The organism is Brevundimonas sp. PAMC22021, assembly GCF_019443405.1.
Classification (GTDB): domain Bacteria; phylum Pseudomonadota; class Alphaproteobacteria; order Caulobacterales; family Caulobacteraceae; genus Brevundimonas.
The window spans coordinates 1188576-1213708 of record NZ_CP080376.1 but is presented as its reverse complement, the minus strand read 5'-3'; the positions used below and the strand labels follow the sequence as shown (position 1 = coordinate 1213708).

At 67.7% G+C, this 25133-nt stretch carries 26 protein-coding genes; 18 read left to right on the top strand and 8 right to left on the bottom strand.

Annotated features, from left to right (window positions below; translation table 11 throughout):
• Positions 1-53 precede the first annotated feature (53 nt).
• The gene (gene dapA, locus KY493_RS05950; RefSeq protein WP_219898046.1) at positions 54-938 is read left to right on the top strand and encodes a 4-hydroxy-tetrahydrodipicolinate synthase; all 885 of its coding nucleotides are present in this window, start codon (positions 54-56) and stop codon (positions 936-938) included.
• The gene (smpB, locus tag KY493_RS05945; RefSeq protein WP_219898045.1) at positions 938-1408 is read left to right on the top strand and encodes an SsrA-binding protein SmpB; all 471 of its coding nucleotides are present in this window, start codon (positions 938-940) and stop codon (positions 1406-1408) included. The genes dapA and smpB overlap by 1 nt, the downstream gene beginning before the upstream one ends.
• 6 nt (positions 1409-1414) lie before the next feature.
• On the opposite strand, the gene KY493_RS05940 is transcribed toward smpB, so the two are convergent.
• On the bottom strand, positions 1415-2053 hold the full coding sequence (locus KY493_RS05940; RefSeq protein ID WP_219898044.1) for a uracil-DNA glycosylase: 639 nt from the start codon (positions 2051-2053) through the stop codon (positions 1415-1417).
• A 2-nt stretch (positions 2054-2055) separates the two neighbouring features.
• On the bottom strand, positions 2056-2592 hold the full coding sequence (locus tag KY493_RS05935; RefSeq protein ID WP_219898043.1) for an NYN domain-containing protein: 537 nt from the start codon (positions 2590-2592) through the stop codon (positions 2056-2058).
• Between KY493_RS05935 and folK the strand changes: the two genes are divergently transcribed.
• The 12 genes from folK to recO all read left to right on the top strand — a co-directional run bounded on the left by folK (position 2591) and on the right by recO (position 12722).
• Positions 2591-3202, top strand: coding sequence for a 2-amino-4-hydroxy-6-hydroxymethyldihydropteridine diphosphokinase (gene folK / locus KY493_RS05930; protein WP_219898042.1), 612 nt, complete (start codon positions 2591-2593; stop codon positions 3200-3202). The genes KY493_RS05935 and folK overlap by 2 nt on opposite strands.
• Entirely contained in the window at positions 3199-3624 is a 426-nt protein-coding gene (locus tag KY493_RS05925) for a cupin domain-containing protein (RefSeq protein WP_219898041.1), read from the top strand. The genes folK and KY493_RS05925 overlap by 4 nt, the downstream gene beginning before the upstream one ends.
• Before the next feature lie 87 nt (positions 3625-3711).
• Complete coding sequence (rpoZ, locus tag KY493_RS05920; protein WP_219898040.1) at positions 3712-4071, top strand: DNA-directed RNA polymerase subunit omega; 360 nt, start codon at positions 3712-3714, stop codon at positions 4069-4071.
• A gap of 80 nt (positions 4072-4151) precedes the next feature.
• Positions 4152-6350 (top strand): bifunctional (p)ppGpp synthetase/guanosine-3',5'-bis(diphosphate) 3'-pyrophosphohydrolase, encoded by a 2199-nt coding sequence (locus KY493_RS05915; RefSeq protein WP_370627373.1) that lies wholly within the window; start codon positions 4152-4154, stop codon positions 6348-6350.
• Between the two features lie 42 nt (positions 6351-6392).
• Positions 6393-6983, top strand: coding sequence for an orotate phosphoribosyltransferase (gene pyrE, locus KY493_RS05910; protein WP_219898039.1), 591 nt, complete (start codon positions 6393-6395; stop codon positions 6981-6983).
• A complete protein-coding gene (locus tag KY493_RS05905; RefSeq protein WP_219898038.1) occupies positions 6983-7720 on the top strand; it encodes a pyridoxine 5'-phosphate synthase in 738 nt (245 codons plus the stop codon). Before pyrE ends, KY493_RS05905 begins: the two co-directional genes overlap by 1 nt.
• Entirely contained in the window at positions 7717-8118 is a 402-nt protein-coding gene (acpS, locus tag KY493_RS05900) for a holo-ACP synthase (RefSeq protein ID WP_219898037.1), read from the top strand. The genes KY493_RS05905 and acpS overlap by 4 nt, the downstream gene beginning before the upstream one ends.
• Before the next feature lie 59 nt (positions 8119-8177).
• Positions 8178-9065, top strand: a complete 888-nt coding sequence (gene lepB, locus KY493_RS05895) for a signal peptidase I (protein WP_219898036.1) — start codon at positions 8178-8180, stop codon at positions 9063-9065.
• Entirely contained in the window at positions 9065-9775 is a 711-nt protein-coding gene (rnc, locus tag KY493_RS05890; protein WP_219898035.1) for a ribonuclease III, read from the top strand. Before lepB ends, rnc begins: the two co-directional genes overlap by 1 nt.
• A complete protein-coding gene (gene era, locus KY493_RS05885; RefSeq protein ID WP_219898034.1) occupies positions 9772-10725 on the top strand; it encodes a GTPase Era in 954 nt (317 codons plus the stop codon). Before rnc ends, era begins: the two co-directional genes overlap by 4 nt.
• Before the next feature lie 6 nt (positions 10726-10731).
• Positions 10732-11979, top strand: a complete 1248-nt coding sequence (locus KY493_RS05880; protein ID WP_219898033.1) for a serine hydrolase — start codon at positions 10732-10734, stop codon at positions 11977-11979.
• Positions 11980-11990: 11 nt separating this feature from the next.
• On the top strand, positions 11991-12722 hold the full coding sequence (gene recO, locus KY493_RS05875; protein ID WP_219898032.1) for a DNA repair protein RecO: 732 nt from the start codon (positions 11991-11993) through the stop codon (positions 12720-12722).
• A 48-nt stretch (positions 12723-12770) separates the two neighbouring features.
• Here the strand turns inward: recO and KY493_RS05870 are convergent, their stop codons facing one another.
• Entirely contained in the window at positions 12771-13217 is a 447-nt protein-coding gene (locus tag KY493_RS05870) for a hypothetical protein (RefSeq protein WP_370627357.1), read from the bottom strand.
• A 142-nt stretch (positions 13218-13359) separates the two neighbouring features.
• Here KY493_RS05870 and KY493_RS05865 point away from each other — a divergent pair, with 142 nt between their 5' ends.
• Complete coding sequence (locus KY493_RS05865; protein WP_255568062.1) at positions 13360-14625, top strand: O-antigen ligase; 1266 nt, start codon at positions 13360-13362, stop codon at positions 14623-14625.
• Positions 14588-16666, top strand: coding sequence for a DNA topoisomerase IV subunit B (parE, locus tag KY493_RS05860; protein WP_219898029.1), 2079 nt, complete (start codon positions 14588-14590; stop codon positions 16664-16666). The genes KY493_RS05865 and parE overlap by 38 nt, the downstream gene beginning before the upstream one ends.
• Here parE and KY493_RS05855 read toward each other — a convergent pair.
• Positions 16663-17769 carry a DUF3089 domain-containing protein gene (locus KY493_RS05855; protein WP_219898028.1) on the bottom strand — a complete coding sequence of 369 codons (1107 nt, stop codon included), beginning with the start codon at positions 17767-17769 and terminating at the stop codon, positions 16663-16665. The genes parE and KY493_RS05855 overlap by 4 nt on opposite strands.
• 4 nt (positions 17770-17773) lie before the next feature.
• A complete protein-coding gene (gene kdsA / locus KY493_RS05850; protein WP_370627372.1) occupies positions 17774-18682 on the bottom strand; it encodes a 3-deoxy-8-phosphooctulonate synthase in 909 nt (302 codons plus the stop codon).
• An 82-nt stretch (positions 18683-18764) separates the two neighbouring features.
• Here kdsA and KY493_RS05845 point away from each other — a divergent pair, with 82 nt between their 5' ends.
• Positions 18765-20207, top strand: coding sequence for a deoxyribodipyrimidine photo-lyase (locus KY493_RS05845; protein WP_219898027.1), 1443 nt, complete (start codon positions 18765-18767; stop codon positions 20205-20207).
• Here the strand turns inward: KY493_RS05845 and KY493_RS05840 are convergent.
• Complete coding sequence (locus KY493_RS05840) at positions 20204-21763, bottom strand: cryptochrome/photolyase family protein (protein WP_219898026.1); 1560 nt, start codon at positions 21761-21763, stop codon at positions 20204-20206. The genes KY493_RS05845 and KY493_RS05840 overlap by 4 nt on opposite strands.
• On the opposite strand from KY493_RS05840, the gene sseA reads away from it, so the two are divergent.
• On the top strand, positions 21762-22595 hold the full coding sequence (sseA, locus tag KY493_RS05835) for a 3-mercaptopyruvate sulfurtransferase (protein WP_219898025.1): 834 nt from the start codon (positions 21762-21764) through the stop codon (positions 22593-22595). The genes KY493_RS05840 and sseA overlap by 2 nt on opposite strands.
• A gap of 2 nt (positions 22596-22597) precedes the next feature.
• On the opposite strand, the gene KY493_RS05830 is transcribed toward sseA, so the two are convergent.
• Both KY493_RS05830 and KY493_RS05825 read right to left on the bottom strand, forming a co-directional pair.
• Positions 22598-23959: a dicarboxylate/amino acid:cation symporter gene (locus tag KY493_RS05830; RefSeq protein WP_219898024.1), complete on the bottom strand. Its 1362-nt coding sequence runs from the start codon at positions 23957-23959 to the stop codon at positions 22598-22600.
• A gap of 30 nt (positions 23960-23989) precedes the next feature.
• Positions 23990-25081, bottom strand: coding sequence for an amino acid ABC transporter substrate-binding protein (locus tag KY493_RS05825; protein ID WP_255568059.1), 1092 nt, complete (start codon positions 25079-25081; stop codon positions 23990-23992).
• Between the last annotated feature and the right edge of the window lie 52 nt (positions 25082-25133).

Below are 25133 nucleotides of genomic sequence, written 5' to 3'. Positions count from 1 at the left end.
GGCGCTCCGAAAGCGGCGCGTGACGCCAACCCCCTCGCAGGCAAGAAGTTTCAATGACCGCCCCCTTGTTCAAGGGCGTGATCACCGCCCTGATCACACCACTTCGTGACGGAAACGTGGACGAGGACGCCTTCGTCAGATTGCTGGAGCGCCAGATCGCCGCAGGCGTCCACGGCGTCGTGCCGATGGGCACCACCGGCGAAAGCGCCACCCTGTCGCTGGAAGAGCACAAGCGCGTGGTCGAGCTGTGCGTGAAAACGGCGGCCGGTCGGGTTCGCGTGATCGCCGGGGCCGGGTCTTCGGCCACGGACAAGGCCATCGACCTGGTGCGTCACGCCAAGACGGTGGGCGCGGACGGCGCCCTGGTGGTCACGCCCTACTACAACAGACCATCGCAGGCGGGCATGCTCGCCCACTACCGCGCTATCGCCGATGCGGTGCAGCTGCCGATCCTGCTTTACAACGTGCCCGGCCGGACGGGCGTAGACCTGTCCAACGACAGCGTCGTCGCCCTGTCTGAGCATCCCAACATCGTCGGCATCAAGGACGCCACCGGCGACCTGTCGCGGATCAGCGCCATGCGCACTGCCATCCATGGTCAGTTCGACTATCTGTCGGGGGACGATCCGTCATGGCTGGGCTATGCCGCGCACGGCGGACATGGCGTGATCTCCGTCACCTCCAACGTCGCGCCGGAGGGCATGGTCGCTCTGCACAACGCCGTCACGGCGGGAGACTATGCGACCGCGCGCACTTGGCAGGACCGGCTGATCGGCTTGCACAAGGGGCTGTTCCTCGACAACTCGCCGTCGCCGACAAAGTACGCCCTGTCCAGGCTGGGTCTGTGCTTGGAAGAGGTGCGGCTGCCGCTTGCGCCGACGGCGGAGGCGGTGCGCCCCGTCATCGATCGCGCGATGGCCGAATCGGGCGTCGCCTGATGGCCGCGCCTCAACCCAAGTCCAAGACCATCGCCGAGAACCGGCGGGCGCGCTTCGACTACTTCCTCGAGGACAACACCGAGGCGGGGTTGGTGCTGACGGGCACCGAGATCAAGGCCTTGCGCGACGGTCGGGCCAACATCGCCGAGAGCTATGCGGCGGTGGAAGGGCGCGAGATCGTGCTGATCAACGCCGACATCCCGCCGTACAAACAGGCCAACCGCTTCAACCATGAGCCGCGCCGGCCGCGAAAGCTGCTGCTGCACCGAAAGCAGATCGACCGCCTGATCGGCGCGGTCCAGCGCGACGGCCAGACCATCATCCCCTTGCGCCTCTATCTGAACGAAGACGGGAAGGCCAAGCTCGAGATCGCTCTCGCCAAGGGCAAGAAGCTGCACGACAAGCGCGAAGCCTCCGCCGAGCGCGACTGGCAGCGCGACAAGGCGCGGCTGCTGCGTGACAAGGGCTGAGAGGCTTCAGGCCTCGAGCAGCGCCTGCGCTCGACGGAACACCGCCTCGAACATGTCGGGCGTGAGCCGGCCGGTGTTCGTGTTCAGGCGCGAGCAGTGATAGCTGTTCAGGATGATGTAGCCGCCCGCTTCGCCCTCGGCCCCGTGGCCCGCCGGCATGGCCGTGCCGGGTCGGCCGAACGCCTTCAGGATGTTGCGCCGAGACACATCGCCCAGGGTGACGATCACCTTCAGGCGGGGCAGGGCGGCCAATCTATCGATCAGGAAGGGACGGCAGGTGGTCTCTTCGATCGGCAGCGGCTTGTTGCCGGGCGGCGCGCAGCGGACGGCGTTGGTCACCATGCAGTCGACCAGCTGCAGCGTGTCGTCCGGACGCGCCTCGTAGTCGCCGCGTGCGAAGCCGGTCTTCTTCAGCGTTTCGTACAGCAGCCAGCCGGCGTGGTCGCCGGTGAAGGGGCGGCCGGTGCGGTTGGCGCCCATGCGGCCGGGGGCAAGGCCCGCCACCAGCAGCCTGGCGTCCGGATCGCCGAAGGAGGGAGCCGGGCCGTTGAACCAGTCGGGGTTCTGGCGCGCGTTCTCTTGGCGATAGGCGACGAGGCGCGGACAGCGAGGACAATCGCGGGGCGGTTCAGGGTTCAAGCTCATGCTCAGGCGGGCTTCACACGGCCGAACTCGGCCATCAGGTCGGAGAGGTCGAGATAGTCGTCGGCTTGGCGCCGCAGTTCGTCGGCGATCTGGGGCGGCTGGGTCTTCAAGGTGGAGACAACCGTGACGCGGACACCCCGACGCTGAACCGCCTCCACCAGACGTCGGAAGTCGCCGTCGCCGGAAAACAGCACGACGTGGTCGAGATGGGCGGACAGCTCCAGCATGTCCACCGCGATCTCGATGTCCATGTTGCCCTTCAGCCGGCTGTGGCCATGGGCGTCGGTCAGGCGCTTGGTCGGCTTGGTGACCACGGAGAAGCCGTTGTAGCCCAGCCAGTCGACCAGGGGTCGCACGGCCGAGAACTCTTCGCCCTCGATCACCGCCGTGTAATAGTAGGCCCTCACCAGCCGCGAACGCGCGCCGAACCAGTCCAGCATCCGCCGGAAGTCCAGTTCCTGCTGCAGGGCGCGGGCCGCGGAGTAGAGGTTGGCGCCGTCGATGAAGACCGCGAGCCGGTCGTTGGAGTGGAAGGGCATGGCGGCATCCAGCGACGCAGAAGATCCGGCAGCGGCGAAGAAGCGACACCGCGAGTCGGAAGGGGATGATGCAGTCATCGTGGCGCTTGGCTGCAATGACAAGGGGGCGTGGTCGTCCTGTCACGAGGCGCTGGAGGCCGCCCTGGCCCGCTTCCGTCCCGAAGGCCTGGATGTGACGGCGCGATCGTCGTGGTGGGCGTCGCAGGCCTGGCCGGATCCTTCCGACCCGCCGTTCCTGAACGGCATAGCCATCGTGCAGACCGAACTGGACGCCTCTGACGTCATGGCGGCGCTCCGACGGATCGAGGACCTCTTCGGTCGCCGGCGCAGCGTTCGCAACGCTCCGCGCACCCTGGACCTGGACCTCATCGCCTACGGTCGAATGAGCGGGGATTTCGGAGGTCTGATCCTGCCCCATCCCCGCGCGGCCAAGCGGCTGTTCGTCATGGGGCCACTGGCCGAGATCCAGCCGGACTGGAAACATCCGGACTTCAGCCGATCTGCCGCGACGCTGGCGGCGGCCGCGACCGTCGGCCGCGACGCCCGGCCCTTGAAAGTTCCTGCGCCGCATGTCGTCGTTGACGCAACGATTTCCCCGGAGGCGACATGATCACACTCGTGCTGGCAGGATTGATCGCGGGCGCGGCGCCTCAGCAGAGCCAAGGTTCGCCGGCCGGCGTCGGCGTGGTGATCCGCGAAGCGGACGTGATGGTGCGTCAGGTTCCGCCGCACAACGGCACGGGCATGAGCACCGCCTACCGCATCTCCGATGTCGCGCCGAACAGGGCGATGGAGTTCAGGAAGCGGATCATGCACCCGGGCGCCTCCATCGGCCTGCACGTCATCAACCACGATGAAGTGTATCACGTCGTCAGCGGAGAGGGCGATGTGACGTCGGACGGCGTGACCACGCGGATGAAGGCGGGCGACACCGCCTACCTTTACGACGGCGGCAACGTCGGCATCCGTCAGGTGGGCGAGGAGGACCTGGTGCTGATCATCGCCTATCCGCTGGCGTCCAGGACGGATTGAAAGCCGCACTTCCGCCGCCTTGACGTTGCAAAAACAGGGCTTCGTCTGTATTTGACGCGACTCTTCACCCGCGTCCGAAGGATTGTCATGGCCCGCGTCACCGTCGAAGACTGCATCGAGAAGGTCCCGAACCGCTTTGGCCTGGTTCTGCTGGCCGGTCACCGCGCCCGCAGCATCGCCAATGGCGCGGCGCTGACGCTCGACCGCGACAATGACAAGAACCCGGTCGTCGCCCTGCGCGAAGTGGCCGAGGACACCGTGCGCCCCGACGAGCTGCGCGAGACCATCATCACCAACCTGCAGCGCGTCGACGAGCGCACCGAAGCCGAAGACGAGGCCGAGACCGTCGCCCTGCTGGCCGAGCCGCAGCACATGAACATGTCCGAGGCCGAACTGATCCGCGCGCTGCAAAGCGACAAGGACGGCGGCCAGGAGGAGCGCTACTGACCCCCGACGGGTCCACTGGCGTCACCATTCTGCCGGCGCGGACCGACGCGGCCACGCCGGCGCCCTCTTCTGCGAACACGATCAGATCTGCCGAGGCCGGCGCTGCGCCCAGACGCGCGCCGATCCTTCGTCAGTTCGAGCTGATCGAGGCCGTCAAGGCCTATGACCCCACCGCAGACGAGGCCGCGCTGAACCGCGCCTACGTCTATGCGATGAAGATGCATGGCTCGCAGCTGCGGGCCTCGGGCGATCCCTATTTCGCTCACCCGATCCAGGTCGCCGGCATCCTGACCGACTATCGGCTAGACACCGCCACCATCATCACAGCCCTGCTGCACGATGTGGTCGAGGACACCTCCGCCACGCGCGACGACATCGCCGGCATGTTCGGCGAGGAGATCGCCATCTTGGTCGAAGGCGTGACCAAGCTCAGCCGGCTGGAGCTCCAGGCCGAACGGACGCGACAGGCCGAGAACCTGCGCAAGTTCATCCTGGCCATCAGCCGCGACGTGCGCGTGCTGCTGGTCAAGCTGGCCGACCGCCTGCACAACATGCGCACGCTGCACTTCGTCAAGCCGGAGAAGCGCGAGCGCATCAGCCGCGAGACGCTGGAAGTCTATGCGCCGCTCGGTCGGTCCATCGGCATCCACTCCATCGCCTCCGAGCTGGAAGAGCTGGCGTTCGAGCACCTGAATCCGACGGCCCGCACGGCCATCGAGCGGCGGCTGGAGGCGTTGAAGCTCGAGCACGGTCGCGCCATCGAGGGCGTGTCCTCGGAGGTCGAGCGGGTGCTGACCGAAGGCGGCATTCCCGCGCATGTGAAGGGCCGCCAGAAGACGCCCTATTCGATCTGGAGAAAGCTGCAAAGGAAGTCGGTCGGCTTCTCGTCGCTGTCCGACATCTACGGCTTCCGCGTGCTGGTCGAAGCCGAGGACGACTGCTACCGCGCGCTGGGCATCATTCACCGCGCCTGGCCGATGGTGCCCGAGCGTTTCAAGGATTTCATCTCGACGCCCAAGTCGAACAACTACCGCTCGCTGCACACGACGGTCGTAGGGCCGTCGGGTCTACGCATCGAAATGCAGATCCGCACCGCCGCCATGAACCGCGTGGCCGAGGATGGGGTGGCGGCGCACTGGTCATACAAGAACCAGTCCTACGGCCTGGATCGCGAGGCGATGCAGGCGGACGGCGGGCGCGACCCGCTGCAGAACCTGCGTCACCTGGTCCAGGTGATCGAGCACGGCGAGGGCGGCGAGGACTGGGTCGAGCACGCCAAGCTCGAGATGTATCTCGACCAGGTGTTCGTGTTCACGCCCAAGGGCGCGCTGATCACCCTGCCGCGCGGCGGCATGCCGCTGGACTTCGCCTATGCCGTGCACACCGAGGTCGGCGACACGGCGGTGGGCGTGAAGATCAACGGCGAGCTGAAGCCGATGCGCACGCCGCTGCAGAACGGCGACGTTATCGAGATCATTCGCGGCTCCAAGCGCGAGGCGCCGGCCGACTGGCGTAACCTGACGGTCACCGGGCGCGCGCGCTCGGCCATCCGTCGCCACATCCGCACCAACGAACGCGGCGAGTTCATCCGCCTGGGTCGGGCGGCCCTGGAGCAGACGCTGGGCCGGGTCGACAAGTCGCTGGCCGACCTGTCGCTGAAGCCGGTGCTGGAGACGCTGGCGATCTCGAACGAGGACGACCTGTTCGAAGGACTGGGTCGGGGACGACTGTCGCCCGCCGCAGTCGCGGAGACCCTGTTCCCGGCGCTGGCGCCCCGGCTGCGCGGCGGGCCGGAGAAGCAGCGGATCGAGGGCTCCACGGCGCGCCTGTTCGTGCGGGGCGGCGGCCTGACACCTGGCGTGACCGTGCATTTCGGCCAGTGCTGCACGCCAGTGCCGGGCGATCGCATCGTCGGCATCCTGGAGCCGGATGCGGGTCTGACGGTGCATACGATCGACTGCCAGACGTTGGCGGAATACGCCGACAACGACGCCGTGTGGAGCGATCTGCAATGGACGCCGCAGGCCGAGACGGAGGCCGTCGCCGCGGTTCGTCTGCAGGCCACCATGCGCAATGCGCCGGGCGTCTTGGGCGAGGTCGCGACCCTGATCGGCCAGGCGGGCGGCAACATCATCAACCTGTCGCTTGCCCATCGGCAGCAGGACTTCTTCGACGTCATGGTGGACGTCGAGGTCGAGGACGCCAAGCACGCCACCACCATCATCGCCGCCTTGCGGGCCAACCCTTCGGTCGATGCGGTCGATCGGGTTCGAGGCTGAACAGGTCTTCAACGCCGCGCCCGAAGGCGCTAGAGCTTGGGCATGAACACCGAAGACGTCCTGAACGAGTTCCGCGAGGCCAATGCGCTGCGCGAGGGCCATTTCGTGCTGTCCTCCGGCCTGCACAGCCCCGTCTTCCTGCAAAAGAACCTGGTGTTCATGGACGCGCGCCGTTGCGAACGGCTGTGCAAGGCGCTGGCCGACAAGATCACGGCGGCCGTGGGCGCCGTGGATGTCGTCATCTCCCCGGCGGTTGGCGGCATCATCCCAGGCTACGAGACCGCGCGGCATCTGGGCGCGCCGTCCATGTACGTCGAGCGGGAAGGGGGCGTGTTCAAGCTGCGTCGCGGCTTCTCGGTCGAGGCCGGACAGAAGGTGGTGATGGTCGAGGACATCGTCACGACCGGCCTGTCGTCGCGCGAATGCATCGCGGCCATTCAGGCGGCCGGCGGCGAAGTGGTCGCCGCGGCCTGCATCGTCGATCGCTCGGGCGGCAAGGCCGATGTGGGCGTGCCCCTGATCGCGCTGGCGAGTATGGACGTGCCTGCCTATGCGGCGGACGCCCTGCCGCCGGAGCTCGCCGCCCTGCCTGTCGAGGATCCGGGCAGCCGCCGTCTCGCCAAGTCGGTCTGATGCCCCGCCCCGTCCGCCTTGGGGTCAACATCGACCATGTGGCGACCGTGCGGAACGCACGCGGCGGCGCTCATCCAGACCCGGTGCGAGCGGCCGAGACGGCGCTGGCGGCGGGCGCGGACGGGATCACGGCGCATCTGCGCGAGGACCGCAGGCACATCACGGACGCCGACATCGACGTGCTGAGCGCGCTCTGCGCCCGCGCGGGACGCCCTCTGAACCTTGAGATGGCGGTGACAGACGAGATGCTCGCCGTCGGGCTGCGCCACCGGCCGCACGCCGCCTGCCTGGTGCCTGAACGGCGCGAGGAGGTCACGACCGAAGGCGGGCTGGCGGTCGCCGGACACGAGGCGCGCATTGCGCCGGTCGTGCGCGCGCTGAGCGAGGCCGGGGTGCGGGTGTCCCTGTTCATCGAACCAGCCGAGGAGCAGGTCGAAGCGGCGCGGACCGTCGGCGCGCAGGTGGTCGAGTTTCACACCGGCCGCTACTGTCATCTGGCCGGCGGCGAGCGCGAGGTCGAGTTCGAGCGGCTGGCCTCGGCGGCGGCACAGGCCGACATCCTGGGGCTTGAGGTCCATGCCGGCCACGGGCTCGACTACGACACCGCGCCGCGCATGCTGGCGATCCCGGAGGTGCGCGAGCTCAACATCGGCCACTTCCTGATCGGCGAATCGATCTTCATCGGCCTCGACGCCGCGATCCGTCGGATGCGGGCGGCCATGGATGCGGCGGCATGATCATCGGCGTCGGCGCGGACCTGTCGGACATTCGGCGAATTCAGGCCTCGCTGGATCGCTTCGGCGAACGGTTCAAGCATCGCTGCTTCACCGAGTTGGAACGCACGCGATCAGACAGGAAGCCGGACCCGGCCTGGAGCTACGCCAAGCGGTTCGCCGCCAAGGAGGCCTGCGCCAAGGCGTTGGGCACCGGCATGCGAGCTGATGTCTACTGGCGCGACATGGGGGTGGTGAACTTGCCTTCAGGTCAGCCCACTCTGGCGCTGACGGGGCATGCGGCCGAGCACCTGGCACGCCTCACGCCGCAAGGGTGCAAGCCGCGCATCCACCTGACGCTTTCGGACGAACATCCTTATGCCCTGGCCTTCGTGGTGATCGAAGCCTTGCCGGTGTCGTAATCCCGCTATAGGCGTCGCACACGACCGTCGTTCAAGGCGGCGAAGGATTTTCAGACCGCATGAGCGACGACCGCAAGCCGCACGGGGCGGCCTCCGACCCGACCCCGGAACAGGCGTTCGCCGCATCCGAAGCCGACATGCCGACAGGCGCGGCGCGCACCGAACGCGACCAGCCGGTGTTCGACCGCAAGGCGCGCCGCCGCGAGGCCGCGGGCAAGGCCGGCAACGAGACGGCCGAGGTCATCAAGACCATCGTCTTCGCCCTGCTGATCGCCATGGTGCTGCGAATCTTCCTGTTCCAGCCCTTCACCATCCCCTCGGCCTCTATGGAGCCAAACCTCTACGAGGGCGACTACATCGTCGTGTCCAAGTGGTCGTATGGCTATTCCAGGCACTCGATCCCGTTCAGCCCGCCGATCTTCGACGGCCGCATCCTGGACAAGGCGCCCCAGCGCGGCGACATCGTGGTGTTCAAGCTGCCCCGCGACGACAAGACCGACTTCATCAAGCGCGTGATCGGCCTGCCCGGCGACCGGATCCAGATGATCGCCAACAAGCTGCACATCAACGGCCAGCCGGTCGATGACGTGGTCGTGCGTCAGGGCGAGATCAACGACATCTTCGGCCCGCGTCCCGTCGTGCAGGCGCGCGAGACCCTCCCGGGCGGCCGCACCTTCATGACCCAGGACTTCGGCCCGGGCGGCGATCTGGATGATACGCCTGTCTACGAGGTTCCGGCCGGCCACTACTTCATGATGGGCGACAACCGCGACAATTCGATCGACAGCCGTGTCGAGCAATCCAGCGGCGTGGGCCTGGTGCCGGAAGAGAACCTCGTCGGCAAGGCGCAGGTGATCCTGTTCTCCTGGAAGCCGGGCGCGTCGCTGTGGAACCCGGGCACCTGGTTCAACGTGCGGCTGGATCGCTTCTTCAACGTCCTGCACTGATGGGCAACGTCAGGGCCGAGGCGGTCGAGGCGCTTCAACGCCGCGTGGGGCACGTGTTTCGCGACCGCTCCCTGCTGGAACGCGCCCTGACCCACGCCAGCGTGGGAGAGGGGGCGGCGCCAGGCGTTCATGGCCCGCGCGACAACGAGCGGCTCGAATTCCTGGGCGACCGGGTGCTGGGCCTGCTGACCGCCGAGCGACTGTCGGCCGACTTCCCTCTGGCGGACGAGGGCCAGCTGTCGGCGCGTCTGCACGCCCTGGTCGACAAGTCTGCCTGCGCCCGTGTCGGAGAGGCTTGGGGCATCGGTCCTGCGCTCCGGCTTTCCGCCGGCGAGACCAAGACCGGCGGGCGGCGCAAGGCCGGCGTGATCGCGGACGCCGTCGAGGCCATTTTGGCCGCCGTGTTTCTGGACGGGGGCTTGGACGCCGCCCGCGCTGTGTTCGCGACGGCCTGGGCCGAGGAACTGGCCGCGCCGTCGTCGCGCGAACGCACCAACCCCAAGTCCGCCTTGCAGGAGTGGGCGCAACGGCAGGGGCGTCCGCTGCCGACTTACCGCGTGACCGAGCGCACCGGGTCGGATCACGCGCCGACGTTCACCGTTGAAGTCGCCGTTCAGGGCGTGGAGCCCTTGACCGCCAGGGGGCGTTCGCGTCAGGACGCGGAAAAGGCGGCCGCCGTCGCCATGCTGCAGAGAGAAGGCGTGATTTGACCGAGACCAGCCCTGAGACCCAGCACGCGGGCTTCGCCGCCATCATCGGCGCGCCGAACGCCGGCAAGTCGACGCTGGTCAACCGGCTGACGGGGTCAAAGGTCTCGATCGTCACCCAGAAGGTTCAGACGACGCGCTTTCCGGTCCGCGGCATCGCCATCGAAGGCGACGCCCAGATCGTGCTGGTCGACACGCCCGGCATCTTCACCCCGCGCCGCCGCCTGGACCGCGCCATGGTCGCCTCGGCATGGGGCGGCGCCGAGGACGCCGACGTGGTGGTGCACCTGATCGACGCCCAGTCGCACATCGACGCCGAGGGCCGCGAGGGCACGGCTGCGGATCGCCGCTCGGCCGAGGACACCGAGACGATCATCGCCAACCTGAAGGCGACCGGGACTAAGGTCATCCTGGCCTTGAACAAGATCGACGGCATGCGCCGCGACACCCTGCTGGCCCTGTCGCAGCGGCTTTTCGAAACCGGCGTCTATGAGGAGGTCTATATGATCTCGGCGCTAAGCGGCGATGGCGTCGACGATCTCAAGGCGCGCCTGGCCCGCTCGATGCCGAAGGGTCCCTGGCTATACCCTGAGGATCAGTCCGCCGACGTACCGATCCGCGTCCTGGCCGCCGAGATCACCCGCGAGAAGGTCTACCTGCGCGTCCATGAGGAACTGCCCTATTCGGCGGCCGTCGAGACGACCAGCTTCGAGGAGAAGCCCGACGGCTCGGCCCGGATCGAGCAGACCATCTATGTCGAGCGTGAGAGCCAGCGCCCGATCGTGCTGGGCAAGGGCGGCCAAACGGTCAAGTGGATCGGACAAAAGGCGCGCGAGGAGCTGACCGAGCTTCTGGACCGACCCGTTCACCTGTTCCTGACCGTCAAGGTTGATCCGAAATGGCAGGACAGCCGCGCCCTCTACGCCCAGTTCGGGCTTGATTACGACGTCTGAGTTCCTGTGTTTCACGTTCCCCGCTACTCCGGCGGTCATCCCCGTCTTGTCCTGGCTCTGATCTTCGGCGGGCTTCTGGCGCTCGCCGGCGCCGTGGGCTGGCTGTCGGCCAAGAACCCGATGCACGACGCCGCTCTTGCGGCCAGCCGCAGCGACAAGACCGCGCCGCGACCGCCGCTGGTCGTGGTCGAGAATCTGCCGCAACTGGCCCAGCGATTGAACCGGGAAGCCGCAGCCGGGCGGTTCATGGGCGGCGTCCTCGTGGCCAAGGGCGACCAGGTGCTGTTCCGCCAGGTCTATGGCATGGCCAACCGCGAGCAGGGGCAGGCGATGCAGCTGAACTCCCGCTTCCGCCTGGCCTCGGTGTCCAAGCAGTTCACGGCCGCCGCGATCCTGAAGCTGCAGGACGACGGCAAGCTGCGGATCGAGGATCCGGTCTGCAAGTGGATCCAGCCGTGCCCTGCGGCCTGGGCGCAGATCCGCATCCATCATCTGCTGTCGCACACCTCTGGCATTCCCGACCTGATGGCGAGGCCGGCCTGGGGGCTGGGGCGCGTGACGCCGATCACGCTCGACAAACTGACTGAAGATTCCAAGCTTTACGGTCTGCAGTTCACGCCGGGGTCCAAGGTTCGATACGACAACGCCGCCTTCAATCTGGCCGCAGCCATTGTCGAGAAATCTAGCGGCCAGCCGTTCGCCAGCTACCTCCAATCCGCCTTCTTCACGCCGCTCGGCATGAAGGATACCGGCGTCGATCTGGACGGCGGCGATCATGGCGTGATCATGGGCTACGCCAACTTTCCCGGAGGGCTGACGCCGCAGCCGAATGCCAATGTGTCGGTCGTGGCCGGGGCAGGGGCGGTCTATTCGACGTTGGACGACCTCCTGGTCTGGAACCGGGCCCTTCATGGCGGCAGGCTGCTGACGCCCTACAGCTATGCGCAGATGATCGCCGATCATGCGCCGGCGGACACTCCGAAAGAGCGAGGTCGTCCGCACCGCGCCTATGGCTATGGCGTCTTCTCGAACCGACTGGGTCAGCAGGTCACGCCCGCGTTCGAGGACCGACAAATTTACCATACCGGCAGCTGGGGCGGGTTTCGCAATCTGGTCAGCTACCAGCCGGAACAGGCTGTCACCGTGATCGTCCTGTCCAACAACTACCATCTGCGGGATCAGGTGTTCATGTTGACCCAGCAGGGCATGGCCGAGGCGCTGGGGCGGCCGGTCCCGACAGGGCTCCACCGCTAGGGGCGGGTTGGATGGACTTCCACGAAGACGCCTTTGTGCTGTCCGCCCGCGCCCACGGCGATACCGGTGCGGTCGTGGACCTGCTCAGCGAGACCCATGGACGGCGCGCCGCCTATGTGGCCGGCGGCGCCTCGCGCAAGATGAAGCCGTTCCTGCAGGCCGGGGCGCGCGTGCAGGTCGATTATCGCGCGCGCACCTCCGATCATCTCGGCGCGGCGCGTCTGGAGCCCGTCGGCGAAGGGCCCAGCGGCCTGTTTGACGACCCTCTGGCGCTGACCGGGTTGTCGGCCGCGGCCGCCGTCGTCCAGGGCGCGCTTCCGGAGCGAGAGCCGCATCCGGGCGCCTTTCTGGCCTTTGAGGCTTTGATGACCGCGTTCCAGGCGCCCGAGGTCTGGCCGGCGATCTTTGTCCGCTTCGAGATGGGGCTGCTGGAGGATTTGGGCTTCGGCCTCGATCTGACGCGCTGCGCCTCGACCGGCGTCGTCGATGATCTGGTCTATGTCAGTCCGAGGACGGGTCGCGCCGTCAGCCGCGAGGCGGGCCAACCGTACGCCGACCGCTTGCTGCGGCTGCCGCCGTTCATGCTGGGCGCACAAGCCGGTCTGTCCGACGGCGATGTCGGAGCCGGTTTCGACCTGACCGGGCACTTTCTGGAAGCCTTTGTGTTCAACCCGCAGAACCGGCCGCTGCCGCCGGCGCGCGTGTGGATGCTGGACAAGCTGCGCGTCGCCGACCGGCTGTAGCAGTCGCATTATTTCGCATAATATATCTTAGGCGATTATTGGTCGGTATCAGCGTGCTCGCGCCTCGGACAGCTTTTCCCTCAAGGTCTTTCGTTGGGCGTCGTGATCCTTGTCGAGTGCGGCGCGGCGGCTCTCCAGCGCCTGGATCTGATCGTCGATCTTGTGGATGGCGTCCGCATGATCTTGATCCAGCGCGTCAAGTTCAGCCTTCAGCGTCTTGATCAACTGCGCATTGGCGTTGTCCGGCGCCTTCGACTTCGGCTTGGCTGGAGCGATCTGGCCGACGTCGATCGCTTCGCTCCGTTGAACAACCTGGCCGGGCTTCTCCATGGCGGCGTCATGGTCAGGTCCGGCCTCAAGCTCGTGCGCCAGGCCCGCCTTGAACAGGTCCTGGCCGACACCCCAGGCCTCAAGCGCCTTGGGCCGGGAGGTCGTGGCGACGCTGAACGCGTGAAAGCCGTCGGACCAGGTGAATACCTTCAACCGCGCCAACACCGCCTCCGAAATCGCCGCACCATACTTCCTTAAACGCCTTCGTTTAACCTTGGCGCCAATGGCCGCTGTTCAATCATCGCGATCTGTCGGGATCGCCGAGCCGCCTATCTGGGAGCGGCTGGCCGCGGGCTTTGTCCTCTTCATGTTGACCGGCGCGCTGCTGGCGCCGGTGCTCGCGCCGGACCAGTCGGAGACGCCGATCCTCCGGCTGACTTGGCTGCCGGTCTATGCGCTGACGGCGGGTCTGGCCGCATTCCGGTTCGAGCGGATCATCAAGGCCTGGCCCGCATGGCTGATGGCGGGCGTGCTGCTGGTTCTCGCCTTTGCTTCCAAATACTGGTCGATCGACCCGGAGGTGACCCAGCGTCGGGTCATCGCCATGGCCATCAACGCCGTCTTCGCCCTCTATCTCGGCGCGGCGTTCCGGGGCGCCGCCCTGCCCCGTCTGCTGATGCACACCTGCCTCGTCATGGCCGTCGGCAGCCTGATCATGGTCTTCGCCTACCCGCAGATCGGCGTCCACCAGGCCGACAACGCCGGAATGTGGCGCGGGCTCTGGTACGAAAAGAACCAGATGGGCCTGGTCATGGTGGTCGGCGCCGCATCGGCTGCGGCCTGTCTCGCCGTCGGAGATCGTCGTCCGTGGACGGCGCTTGCCACTTTCGGTCTGTGCTCGCTGCTGGTTCTGGCCAGTCAATCCAAGACGTCCCTGCTGTGTCTGCTGCTTGGCGCCGGCTTCATCGGCGGCGTCTGGAGCTTGCGGCGCGGAGGGGCCGTGATGACCGTGGCGGGGCTGTGGGGAGGCGTGCTGTTGGCGGGCGGCGCGGCCTGGCTCTGGTTCGTCGATTCGGCCGCCGTGCTGACAGCTCTGGGCAAGGATCCGTCGCTGACCGGGCGCACCCTGATCTGGGAAAGCCTGATGCGGCGCGTGGCCGAGCGGCCCTGGACCGGCTACGGCTTCAGCGCCTTCTGGGGGCGGGACTCCGTGCCTGCCGCCTTTGTGCGACAAGAGACGTCCTGGCCGGTGCCATCGGCGCATAACGGCTGGATCGACCTGCTGGTGCAACTGGGCTGGCCCGGCGCCGTGGCTGTGGGCGTGGTGATCGCCGTGGCTGTCGGGCTGGTCGTCTTTCGCATCTGCGGCATGGGCGCGCGCGAGGGCTATTGGAGCGGCGCCTATCTGGCGGTCTTTCTGCTGCTGAGCCTGTCGGAGAGCGTCCTGCTGAACCACGCCAGCCTGCCGTGGACGCTGGTGCTGGCGATCCTGGCGCGCGCGGTGATCTTCGACGATGCACAGGAAAGCACGGCGCTTGCTCGCAGGCCTTCGGAGGCCTACGGGAACCGGCTCCGAATCGCCTCAGACTATGTGAATGGCCCAGCCCGCCGACGACCTGTTCGCCTCCTTTGATCCCGCGCCTGAACCCGCGAAGCCGCCCGAGCCGGTAAAGGCGAAGGCCGCGCCGGTGCTCGCGCCCGTGGTCGCGCCTGCATCGACCGCGCCCGCCACGGCTGGAGCCGCCGCCGCCTACTCCGCCTCGTCCATCGAGGTGCTGGAGGGGCTGGAGCCTGTGCGCAAGCGTCCCGGCATGTACATCGGCGGCACGGACGAACGCGCCCTGCACCACCTGTTCGCCGAGGTGCTGGACAACGCCATGGACGAAGCGGTCGCCCGTCACGCCAAGCTGATCACGGTCGACCTGGACGTGGACGGCTATCTGTCGGTGCGCGACGACGGGCGCGGCATCCCGGTCGATCCGCATCCCAAGCACCCCGGCAAATCGGCGCTGGAGGTGGTGATGACCGTGCTCCACTCGGGCGGCAAGTTCTCCGGCAAGGCCTATGAAACTTCGGGCGGTTTGCACGGCGTGGGCGTGTCCGTCGTCAATGCGCTGAGCGAGCACCTGGACGTCACGGTCTGGCGCGACGGATTCGAGTGGAAGCAGGCGTTCAGCCGCGGCCATGTGCTGGCGCCCATCCAGCAGGTCCAGCCGTCCAAGAAGCGCGGCACCCTGATCCGCTTCAAGCCGGACGAAGAGATTTTCGGCGTCGGCGCGGCGTTCAAGCCCGCGCGCCTGTTCCGCATGGCGCGGTCCAAGGCCTATCTGTTCCGCGGCGTCGAGATCAAGTGGTCCTGCGCGCCCGAGCGGATCACGGACCAGACGCCGGCGCAGGCCCTGCTGCACTTCCCGGGCGGGCTTTCCGACGCCTTGGCCGACAGGATCGGAGAGCTGGAGACGGTGACGCCCACCTTCGCCGGGCGGGTCGAGCGCAAGGGCGAGGCTGGCGCTGTGGAATGGGCGGTGACCTGGTCGCCGATCGGCTTCGGCGAGGCCGACGGCTTCGTCAGCTCCTACTGCAACACCGTCTCGACGCCGGATGGCGGCACGCACGAGGCCGGCTTCCGCGCCGCCCTGGTCAAAGGGCTCAAGGCCTATGGCGAGCTGATCAAGGAGAAGCGGGCCGAGGTCATCACGGCCGAGGACGTGATCGCCAACGCCGGCGCCCTGATCAGCGTCTTTATCCGCAATCCGGAGTTCCAGGGTCAGACCAAGGACCGCCTGTCCTCGCCCGAGGGCGCCCGCATTGTCGAGCAGCTGTTGCGCGATCCGCTGGACCACTGGCTGACCGAGAGTCCCAAGCAGGCGAACGCCCTGCTCGGCTTCGTCATCGACCGGGCCGAGGACCGTCTGCGCCGGCGCAAGGACAAGGAAGTTCAGCGTGCGGCGGCCACCCGCAAGCTGCGCCTGCCGGGCAAGCTGTCCGACTGCAGCCGCCAGGCGGCGGAAGGCACCGAGCTGTTCATCGTCGAAGGCGACTCGGCCGGCGGCTCGGCCAAGCAGGCGCGCGACCGCACGACCCAGGCCATCCTGCCGCTGAGAGGCAAGATCCTGAACGTCGCCTCGGCCACGGTGGACAAGCTGCGTCAGAATGTGGAGCTGTCGGATCTGGCGCTGGCCATGGGCGTGCAGCCCGGCGCGCGCTTCAACATCGACGATCTGCGCTATGAGCGGATCGTGATCATGACGGACGCCGACGTGGATGGCGCGCACATCGCGGCGCTGCTGATCACCTTCTTCTATCGCGTCATGCCCGAGACCATTCGCCAGGGTAAGGTCTTTATGGCCCTGCCGCCGCTATACCGCATCAGTGCGGGGCCTTTGAGCGAATACGCGCGGGACGACGCGCACCGCGAGGAACTGCTGAAGACCGTCTTCAAGGGCAAGAAGGTCGAGATCGGCCGGTTCAAGGGTCTCGGCGAGATGATGGCCTCTCAGCTGAAGGAGACCACCATGGATCCGAAGAAGCGGACCCTGGCTCGCATCACCGTGCCGGACGCGGAGAGCAGCATCGAGGATCTGGTCGAACGGTTGATGGGCAAGCGGGCCGAGGCGCGCTTCCAGTTCATCCAGGAGAACGCCCGCTTCGCCGTCGAGGACCTGGACGTCTAGCCGGCGTTACGATCCAGCCAGGCGCCGACCCGGGCCTGGGCGTCCAGCTCCAGATCGCCGTAGAACAGGCTGTACGGCGGCGTCTTTCTGCGATCGGCCCAGTTTCCCCCCGTCCGGAACGATTCCTGGCTCGGCCGCTCGAACCGCAGCAGACCGTCACGGCACTGCGTAGGGACGGCGCGAGCGATCAGGGCGGGGCGGGCCTCCCATTCCAAACCTGTGGCGTTGGTGGCGCCGTGATGCAGACGGCTCGGGACAGGAGCTGTGTCGGTCGAGCCGGTCACCGGATTGACGCAGAGCGTCGCGCGGTCGGCGCGTTCCACCAGTTGGCCGCGGGCGTCGAACACGAGCGCGCTTTCCAGCCGCCGGCGCGCCGCCGCATCGTCGTCTTCGGCAACCTGCGCCCAGCCGACCACACAGCCGGCCTGATCCCGCCGCTGGCACGCCGGCACGTCCTTCGGCAGTCCGTCGACGGCGACAAGCGTATCGATCAGATAGGCGGCCGCCAGCCGGCGGCGCAGGGCGGCGTCCGGCGCGACGCGTTCGCGCAGCAGGCGATCGACGAGTTCGCCGCCCTGCTCCACCCCCGCCAGGATGATGGGGCCGTCAGGATGCCGCGCCAGCCAGGCGTCGAACGCCCGCTCGACATCGCCATAGGCGAAGCGGCGAGCTTCGCGCGCGTCGTCACGCGGCGTCAGACGCGCGTAAAGGCTGGCCTGGCGATAGAGAGGCGCGCTGACGTCGCCCGCGCGCGCGAAGGGCGCCGCGTAGTTCGGCAGCACGACCCGCCTGAGATAGGCCAGCGCCTGTTCGTCGTCCGTCGCGCCGTTCCATCCCTCGCCGCCGTCGTAGGTGGTGGAGTGCACAAAGAACACCGACGCCGGCCCGGCGCCGCGATCGCGCACGTCGCGCATGGCCCACGCGCCCGCTTGCGCATAGTCCGGCGCGGGGGGCGGCTCATAGGTCTGGAACGGGACGCGCGGGTTCAGGCTGGATCGCACGACAGCCCCGCCAAACACCGCCACCAGAACGGTGAACAGCACCACCAGAGCCAGTCCGACGTACCCGACCCACTGTCCGATTGTCAGCCGAGGCCGCTGCACCGGATCAGGCGGCCCGCGGCTGCGGCGCCTTGGCGCCGACTTCGCGCGCCAGGTCGTCAAAGGCGATCAACTGACGCGCCAGAGCCTCGAATTGAGCCAGCGGCACCATGTTGGGGCCGTCCGACGGCGCGTGATCAGGGTCCGGATGGGTCTCGATAAAGACGGCGTCCACGCCGACCGACACCGCCGCGCGCGCCAGCACCGGCACGAACTCGCGCTGGCCGCCCGAGGAGGTCCCCTGCCCGCCCGGCTGCTGCACGCTGTGGGTCGCGTCGAACACCACGGGGCAGCCGATCTCGCGCAGCACCGGCAATGCCCGCATGTCGCTGACCAGGGTGTTGTAGCCGAAGCTCGCGCCCCGCTCGCAGGCCATGACGTTCGGATTGCCCGCGCCGACCACCTTGGCGATGACGTTCTTCATGTCCCAGGGCGCCAGGAACTGGCCCTTCTTGATGTTGATCGCCCGACCCGTCGCGGCGGCGGCCAGCAGCAGGTCGGTCTGGCGCGACAGGAAGGCCGGGATCTGCAGCACGTCCACGGCTTCAGCCACCGGCGCGCACTGCGCTTCGGAGTGGACGTCGGTCAGCGTCGGCAGGCCCGTGACCGCTTTGATCTCGGCGAAGATCGGCAGGGCGTCGGCCAGGCCGATGCCGCGCGCGGCCGTGGCGGAGGTGCGGTTCGCCTTGTCAAAGCTGGTCTTGTAGATGATGCCGACATCCAGCCGCTCACCGATCTCCTTCAGCGCGTGCGCGGTCTCCAGCGCGTGCTGGCGGCTCTCCATCTGGCACGGGCCGGCGATAAAGGCGATCCGGGCGCCGCCCCCGATCACGACCGGGCGCTGCACGCCTTCAGACAGGGTGATGACGGCGTTTGGCTGGCTCACGGCTGGGGCTTTCTGTGGCTTCGGCGCTATAAGGGCGACGCTTAGTGCGCGCCTGCGGCGATCAGGTGGCGCGAAACGTCTCCGATCGCAATAGCATGGACCACCCGCTCGCATGACTGAACGCCCGATCCTGATGTGGTTTCGCCGCGACCTGCGGCTGGCCGACAATCCAGCGCTTGAGGCGGCGCGGGTCTCGGGAAGGCCCATCACCCCCGTCTACATCCTGGACGACCATCTGGAGAGCAGACCCATCGGGGCCGCGTCCCGATGGTGGCTGGACAAGTCGCTGCGGGCGTTGTCGGCCGACATAGCGGGCCGCGGCGGCCGACTGATCCTGCGCCGAGGCGACGCCGAGGCGGAACTGCATCGGCTGGTCGAGGACACCGGCGCGGAGGCGATGGTCTTCAACCGCCTGTACGAACCGGACGCTCGCGCAAGGGACCGGGACATCGCCCACGCCCTGACCAGCGCCGGCGTCTCGGTTCAAAGCTTCAACGGCGCCTTGCTGGCGGAGCCTGACGCCGTTCGGACGGGGGCAGGCGGCCCCTACAAGGTGTTCACGCCATACCGACGCGCCTTGATGTCGATGCGCGAGGCGCATCCGCCCTCGCCCGTCCCGGCTGAGTTCGCCAACGCCAGCGTCCGGAGCGATGACATAGACGCCTGGCGCCTACATCCGTCCGGGCCGGACTGGTCCTCCGGCTTTGACTGGGCGCCTGGCGAAGCGAGCGCGCAGGCCGGTCTCAGTCAATGGGGGGCCAATGCGTTCGCCGACTATCACCACGGCCGCGATCGGCCGTCGGGTTCCGCCAGCAGCCGCCTGTCGCCTCGCCTGCACTGGGGCGAGCTTGCCCCCTGGCGCGTCCTCGACACGGTTGAACAGGCCTCGCGCGCAGGCAAGGCGCCTGTCGAGGCGGCGGAGAAGTTCGCCTCGGAATTGGCGTGGCGGGACTTCTCGGCGCATTTGCTGCACCACTTTCCCTCCATCGAGGATCGCGCCTTTCGCCCGGCCTATGACGCCATGCCCTGGCGTGACGATCCGGACGCACTGGCCGCCTGGAAAATGGGCCGAACCGGCTATCCGATGGTGGATGCAGGCATGCGCCAGCTCTGGACGACCGGCTGGATGCACAACCGCGTGCGGATGGTCACGGCCTCTTTTCTGGTCAAGCACCTCTTGATCGACTGGCGCGAGGGCGAACGCTGGTTTTGGGACACGCTGATCGACGCAGACCGCGCCAACAACCTGATCAACTGGCAGTGGGTCGCCGGATCAGGACCGGACGCGACGCCGTTTTTCCGCATCTACAATCCGGTGGCGCAAGGTCAGAAGTTCGACGCGGAGGGGCGATATGTCCGCCGCTGGCTGCCGGAACTCGCCAGGCTGCCGGACCGGTGGCTGCACGCGCCGTGGACCGCGGCGGCCGAGGCGCTGTCCCATGCCGGCGTTCGCCTGGGCGCCACCTACCCCCGCCCGATCGTGGATCATGCGCAGGCCCGCGCCCGCGCCCTGGCTGCACTGCAGAGCCTGCCCAAGGCGGACGTCGAAGACTAGGCGGGGCGCGGCAGGGCCCCGAGGTCCATTCTGCACGCCTCGGCCTCTTCGACATGCGCGCGTCGTTGGTCTTCGCTCTGCCGGTCCAGGGTGCGGTAAGGCATGGCCAGCCGGCGGTTGTCGCGTAGCCGCGCTCGATTGCGCTCCAGGAACCCCCAGTAAAGCCGGTTGAACGGACAGGCGCCCGCGCCGGATTTCGCCTTCACGTCATAGCGACAGCCGCCGCAGTAATCGCTCATCCGGTTGATGTAGGCGCCGGACGCCGCATAGGGCTTGGTCCCCATGATCCCGCCATCGGCGAACAGGGCCATGCCGCGCGTGTTCGGCATCTCCACCCACTCATAGGCGTCGGCGTAGACGACCATATACCAGTCATCGACCTCGTCCGGATGCACACCCAGCAGCAGCGCGAGGTTGCCGGTGATCATCAGGCGCTGGATGTGGTGGGCGTAGGCGTGAGCCCGCGTGCCGGCGACCACGTCCGCGACACAGGCCATATCCGTCTCGCCCGACCAGTAGAACCACGGCAGCACGCGATCGGCGTCCAGCGCGTTGCGGAGCCGATACTCCGGAACCTTGAGCCAGTAGATTCCGCGCACGAACTCGCGCCAGCCGAGGATCTGGCGGATGAAGCCCTCCACGGCGTTCAGAGGCGCGCGGCCCGCTTGATGCTCGACCTCCGCCGCGCGGCAGACCTCCAGCGGCTCCAGCAGGCCGAGGTTCAGGGAGGTCGAGATCAGCGCGTGCCACATCCAGGGCTCGCCCGTCGCCATGTCGTCCTGCCAGCGCCCGAAGCCAGGCAGGATGCGGGCGACGAAGTCGTCCAGCACCTTTAACGCTTCCGCTCGCGTCACCGGCCAGCCGAATTGATCAAGGTCGCCGAAGTGGTCGCCGAAGTGGCGTTCCACGTCCTCGATCGCTTGTCGGGTGATCGCATCGGGCGTGATGCGAAGGCGATCCGGCGGCTGGACGCCGCCCGTCAGCGGGCCGCGGTTCTCGGCATCGAAGTTCCAGCGGTCGCCCGCTGGCTGCGCCTGATGCATCAGCAGCCCCGTCTCGCGCCGCATTTCGCGATAAAAGAACTCCATCGTCAGCTCGCCCTTGCCGGCCGCCCAGCGTCGGAACCGCGCATGCGAGCAGATGAAGCGGTCGTCCTCTCGGATCTCCACGGACGCGACGGAGGCCGCTGCAAAGCCCGCGAGAGCCTGCGCCAGCCGCCACTCGCCGCACTCGGTCAGGATCACCCGATCGATGGGTTGATCCGACAACGCCCGCTCGAGCTCTCCGACGATGGAGCCGCTGTTGTCCCGGTCGTCGATGCGGATGTAACGCACCGTGACGCCCCTCGCCTCCAGCCTCGCCGCGAAGTGGCGCATGGCGGAAAAGACCAGCGCGATCTTCTGCTTGTGATGCCGGACATAGGTCGCCTCGTCGCGCACCTCGGCCATCAGCACCACGTCGCGATCCGCGTCCAAGTCTCGCAGGGCGCTGAGGCTGTCCGACAGTTGATCACCAAGCACCAGCCGCAGGGCGCCCGTCGTGCTAGGCTGGGGCATGGACGCTTCTCCGCTGATCTCCACCGAAGAACTCGCCGCCACGCTTGATGATCCGCGATCGCGGCTGGTGGACGCCAGCTGGCGGCTGGACGGCCACGACACGCGCGCCGATCACGCACGAGAGCGGTTGCCGGGCGCTGTGTTCTTCGACCTGGAGGCCATATCGGACACCTCCAGCCCCCTGCCCCACATGGCCCCGTCCGCCGACGTCTTCGCCCATGCCGTCGGCGCCCTGGGCGTGAGCGAAGATGACCGCATCATCGTCTACGACAGCGGGGGCCTGTTTTCGGCGGCGCGGGTCTGGTGGCTGTTTCGGATGATGGGCGCCAAGAATGTGCGCGTGCTGGACGGGGGATTGCCGAAGTGGCGGCGGGAAGGTCGGGCGCTGGAAGGCGGCCGCCTCTCTCCAGTTTCCGAGGCGACCTTCCATCCGCAGGTGAATTCCGATGCGGTCGTGGGCTGGACCGAAGTACGCAATGCGCTTGCGGGCGAAGCCAAGGTTATCGACGCTCGGGCTGGACCCCGCTTCCGGGGCGACGCGCCCGAGCCGCGGCCTGGCCTGCGCGCCGGCCACATGCCGGGAGCGATCAACCTGCCTTACGGCGACCTGCTGCAACCGGACGGAACCCTGAAGCGCGGCGCCGATCTGCGTAGAGCTTTCGAGCGCAGCGGCGTCGATCTCGATCGGCCGGCGATCACCAGTTGCGGCTCCGGCGTCACCGCCGCGATCCTGACGCTGGGACTGGCCGAGTTGGGGATGTCCTCTCGCCTTTACGACGGCTCCTGGGCCGAATGGGGCGGGCGCGGAGATCTGCCGGTCGCGACGGGCTGAGATCAACCCGCCGCGATGTCGTGAACCAGGCCGCGCCGTCCGGCGCCCGGCAAGTCGCCCGCTTCGGACGCGGCAATGTCCGCCGCATCGTCCTTCTCGCCGCGAGACACGATGGTGGCCAGCGCGAGGTCGCCGGTGACGTTCAGCGTGGTGCGGCACATGTCCAGGAAACGGTCCACGCCCAGGATCAGGCCGATGCCTTCGGCCGGCACCCCGACCATGACCAGGATCATCGCCACGACCGGCAGCGATCCCGCCGGCACGCCTGCTGTGCCCACGCCGCCCAGGATGCACACCAGCATGACCACGATCTGCTGGGTCAAGGTCAGCTCGATATTGAAGAACTGCGCCAGGAACAGGACCGTGACGCCTTCGAACAGCGCCGTACCGTTCTGGTTGGCCGTCGCGCCCACAGTCAGGACGAAGCGGGCGATCTTGCGCGGCAGCCTGAGCTGCTCTTCCGCCGCACGCAGGGAGAATGTCAGCGAGGCGTTTGAAGAGGCGGTGGAGAAGGCCACGATCATCGGCTCGCGCACGCCCCGGAAGAAGCTCGTCGGCGATATGCCGCCCAGCAGCCAGACCGCGAGCGGATAAACCACGAACATGTGGATCGCCATGGCGCCCACCGCCACGCCGACAAAGGCCGCAAGGCGCGCCAGGAGCTCCAGTCCGAACAGCGCCGTCAGGTTGAACATCAGGCAGGCGATGGCCAGCGGCGCCAGTTTGATGAACAGGTTGATCAGCTTCATCGTGACTTCGAACAGGCCCTGGATCACCTCCTGCAGGCGGTCGGTCGCCGGGCTCTTGGCCATGACCAGACCGATGCCGAAGAACAGGGCGAACACCATCACCGGCAGGATCGCGTTCTCGGCGGCGGCCGTGAAGACGTTGGACGGCACCAGGTCCAGGAAGAAGTCGCCAAGCGAGATGCTGGTGGGTGCATTCTCGACGATGTTGGCCGCGCCGGCCCGGCCCTGATCCAGCAAGGCCTGCGCCAGGGCCGGATCGACTCCGCGCCCGGGCTGGAAGACGTTGACCATGCCCAGGCCGATCGCCACCGCGATGCCGGAGATCAGGACGGTCAGCAGCAGGGTCTTGAGGCCGGTCCGACCCAGCGACGCCAGATCGCCCATTTCCGCAACCCCGATGACGAGCGCCGAGAACAGCAGCGGGATCACCATCATGAACAGCAGACGCAGGAAGATCTGGCCGATAGGGCCGGTGACGTTGGACGTCAGCCACACGACCCAGGGCGCGTCGCCGCCGACGCCCAGGTTGACGATCAGGCCCAGGCCAAGTCCCACGACAAAGCCGATAAGCATCAGCCAGTGCAGGGCGAGGCCGCGCGTCTTGGTTTCCGTCATGAGTCCCTCAAGATCAGGCGCGAGGCGGCGTCAGCGAATCGGCAGGCCGTAGATCAGGCCCGCCGGTTGAGCGTTCCATTGTGCGTTCAAGCCGCGCTCCAGGTCGAGGGCCGATTGCGATCCGAGATTGCGCTCGAAGATCTCGCCGTAGTTGCCGGTGGCGGCGATGGCCTGTGCGGCCCAGCGCCTGTCCAGGTCCAGCATGGCGCCGAAATCCGCATCCAGCCCCAGCAAGCGCCGGATTCGCGGATCGCGCGCCTGCTCCGTCTGGTCCTGAACGGTGGCGGCGGTGACGCCGAGCTCTTCGGCCAGGATCAAGGCGTTCAGCGTCCACCGCACCAGGGAGGCCCACCGCTCGTCGCCGGAGGCGACGGCAGGTCCCAGCGGCTCCTTCGACACCACGTCGGACAGGATCACATGGCTGTTGGGATTGGGCAGAACGGTCCGCGCTGCGGCCAGAGCCGAGATGTCGCCGCTGAAGGCGTCGCAGTCCTCCCGCCCATAGGCGTCGCGCGCCGCCTCTTCGCTGGGCAGGACAACGGCGCGATACTCGACCCCGTTCAGGCGAAAGAAGTCGTCGGCGTTCTGCTGGGAGGTGGAGCCGCCCTGCACGCAGATACGCGCGCCGTTCAGCTCGGCGGCGCTGTTCAGGTTCAGCGCCCGGCGCACCAGGAATCCCTGCCCGTCGTAATAGTTGACGCCGGCGAAGACGACGCCCTGCCCCGCCTCGCGCGTCAGCGTCCAGGAGGAGTTGCGCCACAGCACGTCGATCCGCCCGTCCTTTAGGGCCTCGAACCGCTGCTCCGTCGTCACCGGCACGAAGCGGACGGCGTCTGGATCATCGAAGATGGCCGCCGCCATGGCCCGGCAGAAGTCGACGTCGAAGCCCCGCCACTGGCCTCGATTGTCGGTATAGGCGAAGCCGACCAGCCCGGGGTGCACGCCGCAGTTCAGACGCCCCCGCCGCTTCACCGCCGCCAGGACACGGCTGGTCGGGCGTTCGCTCGCGACGGGCGCACCGATCTCGGTCGCGAGGAGCGGCTCGGTGGCTTCGGGCACGCCCTGCCGCTCACAGCCAGCCGCCGTTGTTAGAACGGTCAGGATGACCGCAAGCGCCGCCATGCGCATAGAGTTATAGCCTCCGCCGCTTGCGCCCCGCCCCGGTTTAGAGGCC